A 16,141-nucleotide genomic window follows, 5' to 3' on the forward strand; every position below is an offset into this window, starting at 1 on the left:
TAATTAATCAAACAACAATCATGAAAAGAGTATTATTTTCAATGGTTTTATTGATGGCTGTTAGCTTCTCATTCGCTCAGATGAAGAATGTGAAAGAAGCAAAAAGTATTGCCAATGACGTAAAACCTAATTTTAAACAGGCTGAACAGCTTATTAAGGAAGCTATGAAGAATCCTGAAACGAAGGATCTTGCTGACACATGGGACGTTGCTGGATTTATTCAGAAGCGTATCAACGAAGAGCAGATGAAAAATGCTTTTTTGAGAAAACCGTATGATACATTGAAAGTCTACAATAGTATTCTGAAAATGTATGAGTACTATACAAAATGTGATGATTTGGCACAAGTTCCCAATGAAAAGGGTAAAATCAAAAACAAATATCGTAAAGCAAACGCTTCTAGCATGTTGGCCGAACGTCCTAACTTGATTAATGGTGGTATCCAATATTTCAATTTGGATAAGAATAAGGAAGCTCTGAAATTCTTCGCAACATATGTAGAATCAGCGTCTTATCCGATGTTGGCTGATAAAGAAATTGCTAAAACCGACACTCTGCTTCCGCAAATTGCTTATTATGCAACATTGGCTGCTGATAGAGTAGGTGATAAAGATGCAATCATTAAATATGCCCCCGCAGCTTTGGCTGATAAAGATGGTGGTAAATTTGCAATGCAGTTAATGGCTGATGCTTATAAGGCTAAGGGTGATACTGCAGCATGGATTAAGTCTTTGGAAGAAGGTATCCTTAAATTCCCAGGAAACGATTATTTCTTTGCAAACTTGGTTGACTATTATAATAGTTCTAATCAAGCCTCTAAAGCAATGGAATTTGCTGATAGAATGTTATCCAATGATCCTAATAATAAGCTGTATTTGTATGTAAAAGCATATCTTTATCATAATATGAAAGAGTATGATAATGCTATCGAATACTACAAGAAAGCTATTGCTGCTGATCCTGAGTATGCAGAAGCATATTCAAACGTAGGTTTAGTATATTTGATGAAAGCACAGGATTATGCTGATAAAGCTACAACAGATATCAATGATCCTAAGTATGCCGAAGCACAAGCTGTAGTGAAGAAATTCTATGAAGAAGCTAAACCTTTCTATGAAAAAGCTAGAGCTTTAAAACCGGATCAACAAGACCTTTGGTTGCAAGGTCTTTACCGAGTTTATTATAACTTGAATATGGGACCAGAATTTGAAGAAATTGATAAGTTGATGAAATAATCATTTTCTCAAAATTAAAATAAAAAGAAGGTTACTTGCGAGTAGCCTTCTTTTTATTTTATAAAGGTTGTGGTTAGATTAGAATGGTAAATAAAAAGAAAAGGAGCAAAGTTTTAATTTACTCCTTCTATCTATTAAACATAATAATGATTATTCCCTAATCGTGAATGCCTTTTTTATGTCTCATTTGATCATCCGTTAATAACAAGTAATGGCGTATCAGAATGAAATATCATCTTTCTGGCAATACTTGGATTAAATAAGCGAGCAAATATATTTCTTTTATATGAAGTCAGTGTAATTATATCTATTTGATTATCTTTGATATATTGATCAAGTCCTTTTAATAAATTGTCACTCATTACGACATCATAGTGAATTTCAAGCCCTGGATATTGTTTATGGAAATATTCTTTTATCCCTGCAAGCTTTATTTCATTCCAGGTATCTTTGGACTCAGTAAGATGTATCAAAGATACTGAAAAATGAAATGATTTCCAAGTATTGAAGAATGCTTCAAATGCAATTAAGTCCCTTTGATCGAAATTGGTTATAAAAGCAATATGTTTGACCTCACTGAACTGTTTGAATGGTGTATTCTCAGGAATAGCCAACACTGTAGTACGGCTTCTATCAATAACTTCGGCAGTTACACTACCAATCAAATCGATATCTTTTTGATTCTTTCCTCGAGTTCCCATAATAATCACAATGGGACGCTGTTCCTTGGCATATCTAAGAATTTCTTCTTCAGGAATACCTTCTCGTAAGATACAGCTATATTTGACATCTGGAAATTCTCCAGAGGCGACTTTTTCTTTTATTTTAGCCGAAAGGTTATTGAGGTCAGAATGCACCTTATGAATAATAGTTTTCACAGTCTCTTCATCTCTAATCTGATAATTGAAAACATCTCCATATGGCAATGACGATGCATATATAGGCGTGAAATAAACGTGCAATAAGATAACTTCTGCATTCTCTGTTTTTGCTAAATTAAAAGCAAATTCACATGCTTTCATCGAATAATTGGAGAAGTCGACAGGGATTAAAATTTTATTTGATTTATTCTCAACTTTAGGTTCCTTCTCTCCCACTATACTTTCAGATAACCATGTAGAACTTTCTGTTATTTTTAGTGCACGTGGTAAATCACTTTCTTTAATTCGCAAACGGACACCTGAAGAAACAACAGGTTGTATTTGGTTTACGTTATGAATGTATGTTTCTATACCTTCATTTTCAAGGACATTCTTTAATATCTGAGCTTTGGTATATGTCAGAATGGCTAGGGTTACTAATTTGTCTTCCATAAGTGTACATTTTTGTAAGGTGAACAAATAAGAAATCCCAATTGTTTGCTCAATTGGGATTCGGTTTAGCTATATTTTAAACTTGCACAGATTCGGTAGCCTGTTCTTTTTGCATACTCATGTTCAATTCATCTAATATCTTTAAAGCCCGATCAAGAACGGTCGTATCATCCAGCATTACCAGTCCACCGTCTGGACCAGGCTCAAGATGTATTCCGACGCTTTTTCCCTCCTTGAAATTATGACCACCGAAGAAGTTTCGCACAGTGTCTACGTGCAAACCAAGTTCGTCTGCTATTCTATGCATGCTACCGCTAGGCAATGAATCTTTAATCTTACGAAGTTCATTAAATGTTATTGTTCTCATGTCTCGTAAATTTAATGGTTAATACTATGTGATTTTTTTATCACGCTATAAACTTAAGCAAAAAAAAAGATAAAACAAATTATTTGCTTATCTTTTTTTCTTGAATTTATAAAATCTATTATTAAGCTTTATATCACCTCAATAGCGGAAGCGGGTATCCATCCTACTTTTCCGTCCTCTAAGCGGATTTCTTTCCATTCTTTCATTGAGTTATCCTTGATGCTTACTTTTCTTCCTTCATGGAGAATAAATAGACTAGTACCACTTTCACTCGGAGTGCTTCTGACTGTGATACTAGGACTCATTATTATCGCTTCATTCCGGTTTATTAAATGTTCTTTTTGTTCTGAAGCAAAAAGATTGGCGCATATGGTAATAATCAAAAGAATGATTCCTGATATGAAACCTGCTTTCTTCCATGCAATCTGTTTTGAGAATATGAAGAAATAGAGAACGACAATTAATAAAATAAAGGAAATAATTCCCCACGTCGCCCATGCATCTACGCTCATGCTATTTATCAAAGACTTAGTCCAGGAGACAAAGAATACTTCTGGAATAGGTTCTACTTTATCTATTGTTTTAGTATGTGCTACTTCAAGGTTAGCTCGAATGTCATTATTGCCTGGTTGTAATAGTAAGGCACGTTCATAGTTGAGTACTGCTTTTGCTATTTCTCCAATTTTATAATAACTATTTCCTAAGTTATAATAAACGTCAGCAGCTTCTCCATTCTTTAGTAGGACCTCGTATACCTGAATGGCTGCAGCATAATCCTCTTTTATATATGCGGAGTCCCCTTCAGCTTTTGTAACATCTCCTGATGCATTATTGGAGAATATGGTAGAACCTGCATGGATAGAATCGTTTACTTGTATAGAATCAATGTTTTGTGAATCCTGTCCAAAACAAGTCATTGACATTGATATTAATATAAGAAATAATATTTTTTTCATAACAAAATCTCTTCTGGGTTAATGTTTTATTGAATTCTCCATTTTGCTTATCACTTCTATTGAAGATGAATAAACCTTGTCCATAGCTTGATTTTCATCACCAGGAGCAAAACGTGCAAACTCACAGTCATTCAGTGCATTTAGGAATTCTTTGATAAGTTCCTCATTCACTCCATGATTTCTCAGTTTTTCTTCAATATTATCCTTTGATAAACGAGATACCGGAATATTTAACTTATCGCTAATATATCCCCATAATGCCTTTAACACTTCATCATAGAAAGCATCTTTCTTGTTTTCTGAAAGTAGTTTACCAGCTAATTTCATTCGCTTGGTAGCAACTTTATTGGCTTTCTTTGTCCGTACTTTAGCAACATTGGCATTTTCCGCAGCTTGCTTGCGATAGATGATAAAGAAGACAACAAATGCAAGAGCCGGAATAATGTAGAATAACCAATAGGTTGTCGAACCATAGAAAAAGCTTCCTCTAGGTTGAAGAGATACCTCATTCTGCTTGATATAACGTATATCTTCTCCCAATACCTTCAAATCTTCTTTATTGGTAAAGTTTGCGATTACTTGATCAGCATTTCCTGCACCTTTCTCAACGTTCACTACATACTCTTCCGTTTTCAAAGTTTTGTATGATTTGGAACGAATGTCGAAGTAACTGAAAGAAACTCCCGGAATCTTATATGTTCCGGCATGTCTGGGGATTGCCAAGTATTCAATAACTTTATTACCGGTAAGTCCTTCCCGGGTCAATCTAACTTGATTATCTACTTTAGGATCGTATACTTCGAAGTCATCCGGGAATTTTATTTCTGGGTTGGAAATCAATTTCAAGTTTCCCGTACCGGAAATAACCAGTTTAATTGTTATAGCATCATTAGTTTTCAACTCTTTGCTATTGATAGAGGATGAAATAGTAAACTCTCCCACTCCTCCTGAAAAGTCTGCTGGTTTTCTGGCTGGAAGTGGATTGACGTTTATCGCTATTTTAGGGGTAGCGATAGATTTCTTTATCTCAATTACACTGCTCCCGCCATTAAAAAATGCATCAAAAGGATCGGCCGATTGTACTGGTTTTCCTACTGTCATCTGAAATTGAGCTGGGTCTATATAAAGTTTACCTGATTGCTGTGGAAAAAGAACAAATTGACGGTAAACTGTTGTATAGTAGTTACGCCCCTGGTAATGTTCTGGAGTCCATTTGGCATTTGTTGTCATTTCAATTTCCTGTGAATGGAAACCTTTGAAATCGGGGAGTTTGGCATTGTTAAGCTGCAAATTAGATTCTCTGGTATATATTTTATATGTCAGGACAAATGCTTCCTGCTCAAATACATTGGTCTTGCTGGCACTTGCTGTGATAAACAAGTCCTGATTAGAAACACTTGTACTAGACGAGGAATGCGCAGAAGAATTGTTATTACCACTATTTTGTGCACTATTGTTGCTTTGATCCTGCGGTAATACTTTAATCCTCACAGAGTTTGATACCATTTGATTGCCATCTGCTACAATAGAAGCACCACCAATTGTATAATCACCGGCAGTGTTTGCCATCAATATATATGTAAATGTGATGCTGCTGGTAGATGTAACACTACCATTTATAATTTGAGTACTACTTTGCTGTGACCGACTTGGTCCCATTAGTACGTCGAATCCCTTAATCGACGGAGCCTGAAAATCTTTTACTTTCTGTGTGGTTACGGTATAAGACAGTCTAAATTGATCGCCTACCACCACTGCGTCAGGAGCAGAAGCGGTAAAAGACACCTTGTCGGCCAATGCCTGAGTGCTATATGCTATCAATGCCATCAATATAATAATCAGTTTTCTCATTGCTTATGAAATTTATATCATCAACTTTATATTACCAATCTTTTTCTAAACGACCACCTTGCATAACTTTCTGTTGCTTTTTAACTTTATCCTGCACGTCTTTTTCATCCTGCATCACAGAATTCAGTAATTGTTCAGCATTTTCCTTCGACATCTGGTTATTTTGTTTTTCAGATTTTGGCGGTTGTTGCTGATCTTTCTTTTCATCTTGCTTCTGATCGTTCTGTTTATCTTTATTTTGGTCTTGTTTTTGTTCTTGCTTTTGTTGATCTTTATTTTGATCTTGGTTTTGGTCTTGATTCTGTTGGTTCTGCTGCTGGTCTTTCAGCATTTTTTGTGCAAGAGCCAGGTTGTATCGTGTTTCATCATCCGTAGGGTTATTGCGTAACGACATTTTATACGCATCTACAGCTTTGGCATAATCTTTACCAGCCTGGAGAAGCACTCCCATATTGTGGTAAATATGAGCTAGTTTCATTTTATCTTTTTCGATATTGCTAGCCGAGACATACTGCTCCATAGCATCCTGAAATTTTTGCTGTTGTGAAAGCGTATTTCCTAAATTATACATGGATACTGTAGATTTGGGATTTATTTCCAAGGCTTTTCGATAGTTCACCTCTGCATCTACAAATATGCTGTCATTAAACAGCCGATTCCCTTTACGGATATAATCGCGTTCTGCTTTCTGAGCTGAAACAGCGACTGTTGACAACAGAAACACAACGAATAGAATATATTTACTTTTTAACATGCGCATAACTATTTCTTATTAGAAAACAGATGAACGTTCTTAAATAAAGGATTTTTGCGATCTAAAATTAATATTTCTACTAAAAGCAATAACAGAATAATCCAGGCTATTGCTTGGAATTGTTCGTTAAACTCTGTGTAGACTTTTGACTCTACATCAGATTTTGCCATTTTGTTTACTTCCTGATTAATAGCTTTCTGTGCCGAATTAGAATTATCAACTCGTACATATATGCCTTTTCCCTCTTTGGCAATCTCCTGGCACATCGCTTCATTTAAACGGGTAACAATAACATTACCTTCCCGGTCACGTCGATAATCATTTGTACCTTCAGCTGGTATGGGGGATCCTTCAGGCATACCTACTCCTAATACATTTACTTGGATACCTTTTTCTGCAGCAGCTTTAGCAGCTTCTACTGCACCGCCTTCATGATTCTCACCATCAGTAATGACAATAATGGCACGCCCTACTCCTTCTTGGGGAGTGAAACTACGAGTCGCCAAATTAATAGCTTCCCCAATCGCTGTTCCTTGTTTAGATATTAATGAAGGGTTTATAGATTCCAAAAACATCTTAGCAGAAATATAATCACTGGTAATTGGCAGTTGGGTAAAGGCATCACCAGCGAAAACTATCATGCCGACTTTATCATTATCAAGTTCATCTACCAATCTGGATATCAGTCTTTTTGCTTTTTCCAAGCGACTTGGTTGTACATCTTGGGCAAGCATAGAGTTTGAAATGTCTAATGCGATGATCACTTCCACTCCTTTACGCTTCACCGTTTCTAGTTTAGAACCAAATTGAGGACGTGCTAATAGTACAGAGAATAAGCCGATGGCAGCGAAAAGTATCCAGAATTTAATATCCGGACGATATTTGGAAACGTCAGGCATTAACTGAGCCAACAAAGCCGGGTCTCCAAAACGGCGAATATTCTTCCTTCTTTTGTAATTAGAATACAGGTAGAAAGCTGCTAAAAATGGTAATAGCAGCAATAAATATAAATATGTAGGTTCTCCAAATCGAAACATCTTCTTTACTATTTTACGATTGACAAATTACAATTGACAAACCACCTTATGGAATTTTCTTGAGTATCGAATTACGTAGCAATACTTCCAGCAAAACGCAGAGGAAAGCAGCCAATGCAAACCAATGGTACTCTTCATCTCGCTTACTATACTCTTTTACATTCAGTTTGGTTTTCTCCAGTTTATCAATTTCCTCATACACTTCTTTCAGTTTCGAATTACTCGTAGCTCGGAAGTAGTTACCATCTGTAGTACCAGCGATTTGCGTCAATGTTTTTTCATCGATTTCTACCGGCATACTGACATATTGTATAGTATTTCCGACCGGATAAGGATAAGGTGCCATTCCATTAGTTCCTACTCCGATGGTATATACACGAATACCGAAGCTTTTAGCAATTTCTGCTGCTGTCATTGGAGAAATATCCCCTTTATTGTTGGTACCATCCGTTAGTAAAATGATAACTTTTGATTTCGCTTTGCTATCTTTCAAACGGGTTACAGCATTCGCTATTCCCATCCCCACTGCAGTACCATCTTCGATAAGACCACATTTGATATTATGAATCATATCCAATAATACAGCATGATCTACAGTCAATGGGCATTGAGTGAAAGTTTCACCGGCAAATAATGTAATACCGATATTATCATTTGGACGTCCATTAATAAACTCTGCTGCCACATCTTTGGCAGCTTCCAACCTGTTAGGTTTCAAGTCTTCGGCCAGCATACTAGTGGAGACGTCGATAGCCAGCATAATATCAATGCCTTCTATCTCGCTGTTTTGCCACTTATTAGTCGTTTGTGGGCGTGCAAGAACCAAAATAACCAATACCAACGCTATGATGCGTAGTAGAAATGGAGCATGCAACAAATAGTTCTTATAACTTTTCGGCGTATGTGCATATACTCTGGCATCCGAAATTTGAAGAGTGGCTTCACTTTTTCTTTGCTTCAGAATATACCATACAATATAAGGTATAAGTAATAATAGCAAAAACAGATATTCAATATTGGCAAAAACCATTTTATTTATGATTTAACAGTTTACTATTTAGTATTCAAGTAACACATTCTTTATACAAAAAGATTGTATATCTGCATACCTATATATATAAAAGTACCAATCAATGCTACTGCTAAAAGCGTAATTCCGCAAATCAGCATTACTTTAACACGTAAAGAGCGTTTTTCAATGATGGTAATTTCTGTTGGCTGCGGTTTCTGATTTTCCTCTTCCGGTTGCTTAGTCTCGTTGATAAAGTCAATAGCATTAATTAAATTTGCGTCATTTTCATTCATTTGAGGATCATGTTTGGCAAATTTCACTAAATCGGCAGTCTGAAAGAGGTCCTTCAAATCGGATATAGCCTCTTTATCATTCATTTCCAGTAGTTTATCAATAATCTCAGAAGAAGTCATTTCTAATGCATTAAATCCGAAACGATCCTTGATATATGTACGAAGAGTATCAGTTAGCTCTGTGTAATATTCCTTCGGCTGTCCTTTCTGCCATACCTTTTCGGTTTTGATGCGCTCTATCTCTTTCATAGCGGCCTGATGTGGCGGCAACTTAGGTTCAACTTTTATCTTACGGATAATTGGTTTATTATCACGGATGCGGACAATAAGATAAATCAGCAAACCTAGCAGAGGTAACGCTAAAAATGAACAAGCAATCAAACCATACCAATCTTCCCATGCAAAAGGTGCTTTCATTACAGTTTTCTGCCCAAAGAATTGGTCAGGATGCAATGTATCGACTGGCATGGAATATACTTTCAGTGCCAAAGCTTTAGATCTGTACTCTTTACCATCTACAGTAACAGGCATCGGTGGCAGATAATATAAAGCCGAGTCAAAAGAAGTGATAACATATTCTTGAGTAATCAACATTCGTTGACGATCATTCAAGAATTGAGTATCTGGTTTGACTGTTTCTATAATTTCCACCCCCCTTACTAAAGTATCGGTATAAGCTGGAAAAATAGCACGCTGCTTGGCGTCCATGGCTACTTGCAATTGTACTTTCGCTTGTTCACCAATCAGTATTTGCAATGAATCTATCTTTGCTTCCACTGTGACAGATTGTGCAGTTACTTTGCCGATAGATAGTAAACCTAATAATGCTATCAGAATAATATTTCTATTCATATTTGATTTCATTAATTTCGTTTGGCAAATAAGTTCAACAATGCCTTTACGTAATCCTGGTCAGTTCTGACAGACACAGAATCTACATTACTTTTGGTAAATGTATCATTCAGTTCAGCTTGCTTCTGTATCCACCAGTCGTGATGCGCACGGCGTACAGCTTTAGAAGAAGTATCGATCCATTGTTCATGACCGGTTTCTGCGTCTTTTATCCGCATTAATCCCACAGGCGGAAGATCACTAACTCTCCGGTCGTAAACTTGTAATGCTACTACATCATGCTTCCGGTTAGCTATAGTCAATGCATTTTTAAAACTTTCCTGGTCAATGAAATCTGATAGAATGAACGCGGTACAACGCCTTTTCATTACATTAGTCAAGTACTCCAATGCAAGGCGTATATTGGTACGACGACTTTCCGGTTGAAAATCAATCAGTTCACGGATGATATATAAAATATGTTTACGTCCCTTTTTGGGAGGAATAAACTTCTCTATCCGGTCTGAAAAGAAAATCACACCGATCTTGTCATTATTCTGTATGGCAGAAAAAGCGAGTGTAGCAGCAATTTCCGTTACCATATCCTTCTTTAGCTGTTTGACAGTACCAAATTCCAAACTTCCGGAAACATCAACCATCAACATAACTGTCAACTCCCGTTCCTCTTCAAACACTTTTACATAGGGTTTGTTAAAACGCGCAGTCACATTCCAGTCTATGTCACGTATATCATCGCCAAACTGATATTCCCGGACTTCCGAGAATGACATACCCCTACCCTTAAAAGCCGAGTGATACTGGCCTGCAAAGATATTATTAGACAATCCTCGTGTCTTGATTTCAATCTGACGAACTTTTTTTAGTATTTCACTTGTTTCCATTTATACAGTAGTTAAGTAGTAAGTAGCTAAGTAGTCAAGTATATTATAATACCATGATTACTTATTGACTGTATTATAACTACAAATTAGGGTACTTCAACCTTATTCAAAATTTTGCTGATAATTTCGTCCGAAGTCATATTGTTAGCTTCCGCTTCGTATGTCAATCCGATGCGATGACGAAGAACATCATGCGCAACGGCACGTACATCTTCTGGGATTACATAACCGCGACGTTTGATAAAAGCATATGTACGGGCAGCTAGAGCCAAATTGATAGAAGCACGAGGCGAACCACCAAATCCGATCATATTTTTTAATTCTTTGAGGTCATATTTTTCCGGGAAACGAGTCGCAAATACAATATCTACTATATAGCGCTCAATTTTCTCATCCAAATATACCTGACGAACCACCTTGCGTGCTTCAATAATTTCATCAGCTTTCAGAATAGGTTTCACATTGAATTTTTCTCCATTGATATTCTGGCGAATAATCAATTTTTCCTCTTCCAACTTCGGATAGTCGATAACAACTTTCAGCATGAAACGGTCGACCTGTGCTTCTGGAAGCGGATAAGTACCTTCTTGTTCAATAGGGTTTTGGGTTGCTAATACAAGGAAAGGTTCTGGTAACACAAATGTTTCCTTACCAATAGTAACCTGACGCTCTTGCATAGCTTCCAGCAAAGCACTCTGTACCTTAGCCGGAGCACGGTTTATTTCATCAGCTAATACAAAGTTAGCGAAAATAGGTCCTCTTTGTACTTTGAAAGATTCATCTTTCTGACTGTAAACCATTGTACCGATAACATCGGCAGGCAATAAGTCTGGTGTGAACTGGATACGGCTATATTTCGCATCAATCAGAGAAGCGAGTGTTTTGATTGCCAAAGTTTTTGCCAAACCTGGTACACCTTCCAAAAGAACGTGACCATCGGAAAGTAATCCGATAAGTAGTGATTCAACCAAATGTTTCTGACCAACAATGATTTGGTCCATACCTGTCGTAAGATTGGTAACGAAAGCACTTTGTCTTTCAATCCGCTCATTTAGCTCGCGGATATCAATTGATTCAGCCATAAATACTTAATATTTTAATATTTAATTCCCATTATTTAATGTAAGCCTCACCTGTATTATAAGGCTTTTTATTTTGCTCCCAAAAGTACGCCATATAATTAACGATTGCAACTAATTTTTATTAAAAAACAATGCGAAATCTTTAGATTAAGGTACTTTCATATGCTTTTGCACATCCATAACATTTCACCCGGCCAATACTGGATTTGCATGACCGGGTGAATGAATTTTTATACTTATTCTTTAGTAAGTTCTGGTATCTGAATTGTTGTACCGTATGGTACATTATTAGGATTCTTGATAACGCTCGGGTTATGTTTCACGATGTACGGCCACATCGCTTTTGTACCATAAAAGCGCAAAGAGACTCTTGTTAAAGTTTCACCCTCTTTGATTGTGTATTTGGTTTTGGTTCCTGTTATCTTATAGGATGCCGAATCCGAATAAACAGAAACTGAAGGTTGTTGCACAACTTTATTTTCTGTTTTAACTGGGGTAGTCACCTCTTCTTTTTTTGCAACAGGTTGTGGAGTTACAACAGTTTTAGATATATCGGGCGTTACTTCTTTAATTGTATCTTTATGCTCGATTGTATCAGAAAGTTGTGCTTCCGGTTGGACCGGTTGAGTTGTTACAGGTGGCATGTCAAAAGCATTCTTATCGGATGAAGAAGAGAATAAATCCGGATAATAAATGAATAGGATAACGCCACCACATAGCAACAAAACAAGGATGATAACAGTAATCAAGTAGGGTACAGGTGATTTTTCCTTCGTTTCCTTTGCAGGAGTCTTCTTCTTAGAGTTTGGGGCAACAGCTTGTGCCGGCTTAACAGGAATTGTATTCTCCTCTTTAGGCAGTACTATAGGTATTTCAGGTTTCAGATTTGCTTTCAGAAGTTCCTGTTCAATTATCTGTTCAGCCGTAATTGTTTCTTTCTCTTTTACCGGTTGTTCCGGCTGTTGATATTGCTTAACAATAGGAGTCTCTTCATTATCAAATTCCTCTTGCTCCACTTTTTCTTCATTGTTCGTTTCAGGCAACAGCTGTTCTTCCAATTGCTGTTCAACCGTTTCTTCTGTGGTTGTAGTTTCAGCAACAATCGGTTCTTTAACCACAACTTCTGCTTCAACAAACTGTTCTGTTGTTTGCTTTTCCTGGACTATATTTGCTTCTTTGGAAGAATCTCCTTCGTTGGCACCCGGAGTTTCTTCTATAATAAGATTAGGAGTATTTTTTTGAATCTCCTCTTTATTGTTATCTTCCACTACTGGGATCAGGATTTCCTCGCTTGCTTCTTCCTCTTCCGTTTCTTCTATCGGGGTATCCTCTAGTATTGTATTTTCATTCAATACAACAGTCTCAAAATGCGCAAAAGGTTTGTTTATTGTATCCCTCAGATTCGCGTCCGGAGAAAACGACACCTTTGTATGTCCTTTTATCTGAAAACGTTCACCGGTGTTGACATTGACACTTTCCCGACTATCTACATCAATAAGTTTGAAAGTTCCCAATCCTTTGATTTTGACACTCTTCTCGCTCTCCAAGGCTTGTTCTATCAGGAGAAAGAACTCTTTTACGAACGCCTCGGCATCCTTCTTGGTCATGCTATGTTTGGCAGCCAATAAGTCGGTAAGGTCTTGAATTGTTAGTCTTTCATTCATAACGGGAGATATTTATTTAAACTTATCTTTCAGTGTATTGCTAGGTTTGTAAGACAACACCAACTTGGGCGGCACCAACATGCGTTGCTTACTTGCCGGATTGATTGAAATACGTTCCGCTTTCTTTTTTACTTCAAAAGAGCCGAATCCCTGTATGGCAATCATATTACCTTCTTCCAGTTCTTGTGTCATGTCTGACAACAAAGAACCTATTAATTCGGTAGTATCTTTAATGGTGTACCCCAATCTCTCTGCTAGTTCAGATGTAAATTCCTTATTATTCATAGTCATTTATTATCTTTGCGTACAAATCGAAATCGTCTGCGTCTGTCACTTCTACTTGATAAAACTTTCCGATTTCAAGCTCTTTCCCAGACCGATTAATCAAAACTTCCGGGTCTACTTCCGGAGAATCGAATTCAGTTCTTCCGATATAATAATCCCCTTCCAGACGGTCGATGATGATTTTCATCTGTTTGCCGATTTTTTTTGCACTCAACTCTGCTGAAATCCCCTGCTGGATATCCATTAATTCATCAAGTCGGGCTTGTTTCACTTCTTGTGGAATAGTATCCTTGTAGGCTTCTGCGGCGTAAGTACCTTCTTCCTCGGAATAAGCAAAAGCTCCCATTCTGTCGAAATGCACTTTACGCACAAATTCCTTCAATTCCTCAAAATCTTCCTCTGTTTCCCCAGGGTGTCCTACCATTAAAGTCGTTCGCAGGTGGATACCCGGTACTTCTTTGCGAAATTGCTCAATCAGCTTGTAAGTATCTTCTTTAGTAACTTGCCGACGCATCAATTTCAACATATTATCGCTGATATGCTGAAGAGCGATGTCCATATATTTACATACATTATTGCGCTCGCGCATTACTCGGAACAAATCCGTGGGGAAGTGTGCCGGATATGCATAATGCAGGCGAATCCACTCCACTCCCGGTATATCCGAAATGCGTTCTATCAGTTCGGGAAGCATTTGTTTCTTATAGCGGTCAATGCCATAATAAGTCAATTCTTGGGCAATCACTTGAAACTCTTTCACGCCTTGTGATACCAAATATCGAACCTCTTCCAGAATTTCTTCCATAGGTTTGGAAATATGACGTCCCGTAATAATCGGAATAGCACAATAAGAGCATTTGCGGTCGCACCCTTCTGAGATTTTCAGATAAGCATAATGCTTGGGCGTAGTCAGCGTCCTCTCAATATACAATTCATCATGGTATGTTTTTCCTAAATCCAGCAATAACTCTTTCCAGTTGAATTTGCCATAGAATTTATCCACCTGAGGTATTTCAATCGCCAATTCTTTAAGATAACGTTCGGAAAGGCATCCCATGACAAACAGCTTCTTCAATTCACCTTCCTCTTTCCTTTCGGCAAATTCCAAAATCATATTGATAGACTCCTCTTTGGCATCACCTATAAAGCCACATGTATTGATAACGGCTATTTCTCCTTGGGGATTTTCTGTGTCATGGGTTACGCTGTATCCCACTTCCTCCAACTGGCGCATCAATTGTTCTGAATCTACCAGATTTTTGGAACATCCTAAAGTGATTATATCAATTTTTTTTCTTTTCATGCATTCTCTCCAAACAAGGAATCTACAAATTCGTTTTTACGGAATACCTGCAAGTCCTCCATACCTTCGCCTAGTCCAATGTATTTGACGGGGATTTTGAACTGATCGGAAATACCAATCACAACACCGCCTTTTGCTGTGCCGTCTAGCTTTGTGATAGCCATTGCGGTCACTTCTGTTGCCAAAGTAAATTGCTTTGCCTGTTCGAAAGCATTCTGGCCGGTAGATCCATCCAATACCAGCAGAACTTCATCCGGTGCATCGGGGACTACTTTTTTCATTACATTCTTTATCTTTGTCAACTCGTTCATTAATCCAACTTTATTATGAAGTCGTCCGGCTGTATCAATGATAACAATATCAGCATTGTTGGCAACAGCGGAACTGAGTGTGTCATATGCTACGGATGCAGGATCAGCCCCCATTTTCTGTTTGATAACTGGCACTCCTACCCGTTCTCCCCAAATCATAAGCTGCTCTACTGCAGCTGCACGGAAAGTATCGGCAGCCCCCAAATAAACGGATTTACCTGCCTTTTTAAACTGATAAGCCAATTTGCCGATTGTCGTAGTCTTACCTACTCCATTCACTCCCACTACCATAATCACATAAGGCTTTCTTTGGATGGGTACGTCGAAGTCGGCTACATCATCTGAATTATTTTCGGTCAATAGGGCTGCTATTTCGTCACGCAATATATGATTCAGTTCTTGGGTATTCACATATTTGTCATTAGCAGCACGTTTCTCTATGCGCTTGATTATGTTCAGAGTGGTTTCTACACCTACGTCAGATGTGATCAGCACTTCTTCGAGATTATCCAATACTTCGTCATCTACCTTTGACTTACCAGCCACGGCACGAGCTATTTTACTAAATACGCTCTCTTTGGTTTTAGATAATCCTTTATCTAAAGTTTCCTTCTTTTCCTTTGAAAAAAAACTAAAAAATCCCATATTTACGGTTGTTTGTATAATACATTATGCTACAAAGATATAACAAAGGATTGAAAAAGTAAAAAAAAGAAGCAATAAAAAATCCTCCCACTGATAACAATGAGAGGATTTTGGATTTATAGCGTGTATGCTATTTCGATTATTTTTTGAAAAAGTCTTGTACTTTTTCGTTCGGAACCATTTGCTCATCAAAAACGTATGCTCCAGTTTTCGGAGATTTTACCATTTTGATAACCTTGGTATAAGCACGACCTTCTTTAGAACCATCGTGCAAACTTGCTACTGTTTTCTTTGCCATGG

The 16,141-nt window shown here is 37.4% G+C and carries 16 protein-coding genes; 1 reads left to right on the top strand and 15 read right to left on the bottom strand.

The features are described 5' to 3' along the window. The first annotated feature begins 20 nt into the window (after positions 1–20). A complete protein-coding gene (locus CLIN57ABFB40_RS06540; protein ID WP_175629398.1) occupies positions 21–1,235 on the top strand; it encodes a tetratricopeptide repeat protein in 1,215 nt (404 codons plus the stop codon). Between the two features lie 191 nt (positions 1,236–1,426). Here CLIN57ABFB40_RS06540 and CLIN57ABFB40_RS06545 read toward each other — a convergent pair whose 3' ends face one another. The 15 genes from CLIN57ABFB40_RS06545 to CLIN57ABFB40_RS06615 all read right to left on the bottom strand — a co-directional run bounded on the left by CLIN57ABFB40_RS06545 (position 1,427) and on the right by CLIN57ABFB40_RS06615 (position 16,139). Further along, positions 1,427–2,548: a universal stress protein gene (locus CLIN57ABFB40_RS06545; protein ID WP_175629399.1), complete on the bottom strand. Its 1,122-nt coding sequence runs from the start codon at positions 2,546–2,548 to the stop codon at positions 1,427–1,429. Between the two features lie 76 nt (positions 2,549–2,624). Beyond that, entirely contained in the window at positions 2,625–2,915 is a 291-nt protein-coding gene (locus tag CLIN57ABFB40_RS06550; RefSeq protein WP_004295969.1) for a hypothetical protein, read from the bottom strand. Between the two features lie 128 nt (positions 2,916–3,043). Continuing rightward, on the bottom strand, positions 3,044–3,871 hold the full coding sequence (locus tag CLIN57ABFB40_RS06555; protein ID WP_175629400.1) for a tetratricopeptide repeat protein: 828 nt from the start codon (positions 3,869–3,871) through the stop codon (positions 3,044–3,046). An 18-nt stretch (positions 3,872–3,889) separates the two neighbouring features. Further along, positions 3,890–5,722 (bottom strand): BatD family protein, encoded by a 1,833-nt coding sequence (locus CLIN57ABFB40_RS06560; RefSeq protein WP_175629401.1) that lies wholly within the window; start codon positions 5,720–5,722, stop codon positions 3,890–3,892. A 31-nt stretch (positions 5,723–5,753) separates the two neighbouring features. Next, on the bottom strand, positions 5,754–6,476 hold the full coding sequence (locus CLIN57ABFB40_RS06565) for a tetratricopeptide repeat protein (RefSeq protein WP_175629402.1): 723 nt from the start codon (positions 6,474–6,476) through the stop codon (positions 5,754–5,756). Between the two features lie 8 nt (positions 6,477–6,484). After that, positions 6,485–7,513 carry a VWA domain-containing protein gene (locus CLIN57ABFB40_RS06570; RefSeq protein ID WP_175629403.1) on the bottom strand — a complete coding sequence of 343 codons (1,029 nt, stop codon included), beginning with the start codon at positions 7,511–7,513 and terminating at the stop codon, positions 6,485–6,487. Between the two features lie 46 nt (positions 7,514–7,559). Then, positions 7,560–8,543 carry a vWA domain-containing protein gene (locus tag CLIN57ABFB40_RS06575; RefSeq protein WP_024987710.1) on the bottom strand — a complete coding sequence of 328 codons (984 nt, stop codon included), beginning with the start codon at positions 8,541–8,543 and terminating at the stop codon, positions 7,560–7,562. A gap of 50 nt (positions 8,544–8,593) precedes the next feature. Continuing rightward, positions 8,594–9,682, bottom strand: a complete 1,089-nt coding sequence (locus CLIN57ABFB40_RS06580) for a hypothetical protein (protein ID WP_175629404.1) — start codon at positions 9,680–9,682, stop codon at positions 8,594–8,596. Then, the gene (locus CLIN57ABFB40_RS06585) at positions 9,682–10,551 is read right to left on the bottom strand and encodes a DUF58 domain-containing protein (protein WP_024987712.1); all 870 of its coding nucleotides are present in this window, start codon (positions 10,549–10,551) and stop codon (positions 9,682–9,684) included. Before CLIN57ABFB40_RS06585 ends, CLIN57ABFB40_RS06580 begins: the two co-directional genes overlap by 1 nt. An 86-nt stretch (positions 10,552–10,637) precedes the next feature. Next, positions 10,638–11,633 (bottom strand): AAA family ATPase, encoded by a 996-nt coding sequence (locus CLIN57ABFB40_RS06590; RefSeq protein ID WP_175629405.1) that lies wholly within the window; start codon positions 11,631–11,633, stop codon positions 10,638–10,640. A gap of 236 nt (positions 11,634–11,869) precedes the next feature. After that, a complete protein-coding gene (locus CLIN57ABFB40_RS06595) occupies positions 11,870–13,297 on the bottom strand; it encodes an HU family DNA-binding protein (RefSeq protein ID WP_175629406.1) in 1,428 nt (475 codons plus the stop codon). A gap of 12 nt (positions 13,298–13,309) precedes the next feature. Continuing rightward, the gene (locus CLIN57ABFB40_RS06600) at positions 13,310–13,582 is read right to left on the bottom strand and encodes an HU family DNA-binding protein (RefSeq protein WP_175629407.1); all 273 of its coding nucleotides are present in this window, start codon (positions 13,580–13,582) and stop codon (positions 13,310–13,312) included. Beyond that, positions 13,575–14,885, bottom strand: coding sequence for a 30S ribosomal protein S12 methylthiotransferase RimO (gene rimO, locus CLIN57ABFB40_RS06605; protein ID WP_175629408.1), 1,311 nt, complete (start codon positions 14,883–14,885; stop codon positions 13,575–13,577). Before rimO ends, CLIN57ABFB40_RS06600 begins: the two co-directional genes overlap by 8 nt. After that, positions 14,882–15,841, bottom strand: coding sequence for a signal recognition particle-docking protein FtsY (ftsY, locus tag CLIN57ABFB40_RS06610; protein WP_024987717.1), 960 nt, complete (start codon positions 15,839–15,841; stop codon positions 14,882–14,884). Before ftsY ends, rimO begins: the two co-directional genes overlap by 4 nt. A gap of 139 nt (positions 15,842–15,980) precedes the next feature. Further along, on the bottom strand, positions 15,981–16,139 hold the full coding sequence (locus CLIN57ABFB40_RS06615) for a DUF4295 domain-containing protein (protein WP_007758236.1): 159 nt from the start codon (positions 16,137–16,139) through the stop codon (positions 15,981–15,983). Positions 16,140–16,141: the final 2 nt, after the last annotated feature.

It is taken from the genome of Bacteroides acidifaciens, from assembly GCF_903181435.1.
Lineage (GTDB): Bacteria > Bacteroidota > Bacteroidia > Bacteroidales > Bacteroidaceae > Bacteroides.

Excerpts from the sequence above, each read along its gene's own strand:
- ftsY (WP_024987717.1), bottom strand. The coding sequence starts at position 15,841 with ATGGGATTTTTTAGTTTTTTTTCAAAGGAAAAGAAGGAAACTTTAGAT.
- CLIN57ABFB40_RS06555 (WP_175629400.1), bottom strand. The coding sequence starts at position 3,871 with ATGAAAAAAATATTATTTCTTATATTAATATCAATGTCAATGACTTGT.
- CLIN57ABFB40_RS06580 (WP_175629404.1), bottom strand. The coding sequence starts at position 9,682 with ATGAAATCAAATATGAATAGAAATATTATTCTGATAGCATTATTAGGT.
- CLIN57ABFB40_RS06575 (WP_024987710.1), bottom strand. The coding sequence starts at position 8,543 with ATGGTTTTTGCCAATATTGAATATCTGTTTTTGCTATTATTACTTATA.
- CLIN57ABFB40_RS06560 (WP_175629401.1), bottom strand. The coding sequence starts at position 5,722 with ATGAGAAAACTGATTATTATATTGATGGCATTGATAGCATATAGCACT.
- CLIN57ABFB40_RS06565 (WP_175629402.1), bottom strand. The coding sequence starts at position 6,476 with ATGTTAAAAAGTAAATATATTCTATTCGTTGTGTTTCTGTTGTCAACA.
- CLIN57ABFB40_RS06600 (WP_175629407.1), bottom strand. The coding sequence starts at position 13,582 with ATGAATAATAAGGAATTTACATCTGAACTAGCAGAGAGATTGGGGTAC.
- CLIN57ABFB40_RS06585 (WP_024987712.1), bottom strand. The coding sequence starts at position 10,551 with ATGGAAACAAGTGAAATACTAAAAAAAGTTCGTCAGATTGAAATCAAG.
- CLIN57ABFB40_RS06615 (WP_007758236.1), bottom strand. The coding sequence starts at position 16,139 with ATGGCAAAGAAAACAGTAGCAAGTTTGCACGATGGTTCTAAAGAAGGT.
- rimO (WP_175629408.1), bottom strand. The coding sequence starts at position 14,885 with ATGAAAAGAAAAAAAATTGATATAATCACTTTAGGATGTTCCAAAAAT.
- CLIN57ABFB40_RS06545 (WP_175629399.1), bottom strand. The coding sequence starts at position 2,548 with ATGGAAGACAAATTAGTAACCCTAGCCATTCTGACATATACCAAAGCT.
- CLIN57ABFB40_RS06590 (WP_175629405.1), bottom strand. The coding sequence starts at position 11,633 with ATGGCTGAATCAATTGATATCCGCGAGCTAAATGAGCGGATTGAAAGA.
- CLIN57ABFB40_RS06595 (WP_175629406.1), bottom strand. The coding sequence starts at position 13,297 with ATGAATGAAAGACTAACAATTCAAGACCTTACCGACTTATTGGCTGCC.
- CLIN57ABFB40_RS06570 (WP_175629403.1), bottom strand. The coding sequence starts at position 7,513 with ATGTTTCGATTTGGAGAACCTACATATTTATATTTATTGCTGCTATTA.
- CLIN57ABFB40_RS06550 (WP_004295969.1), bottom strand. The coding sequence starts at position 2,915 with ATGAGAACAATAACATTTAATGAACTTCGTAAGATTAAAGATTCATTG.
- CLIN57ABFB40_RS06540 (WP_175629398.1), top strand. The coding sequence starts at position 21 with ATGAAAAGAGTATTATTTTCAATGGTTTTATTGATGGCTGTTAGCTTC.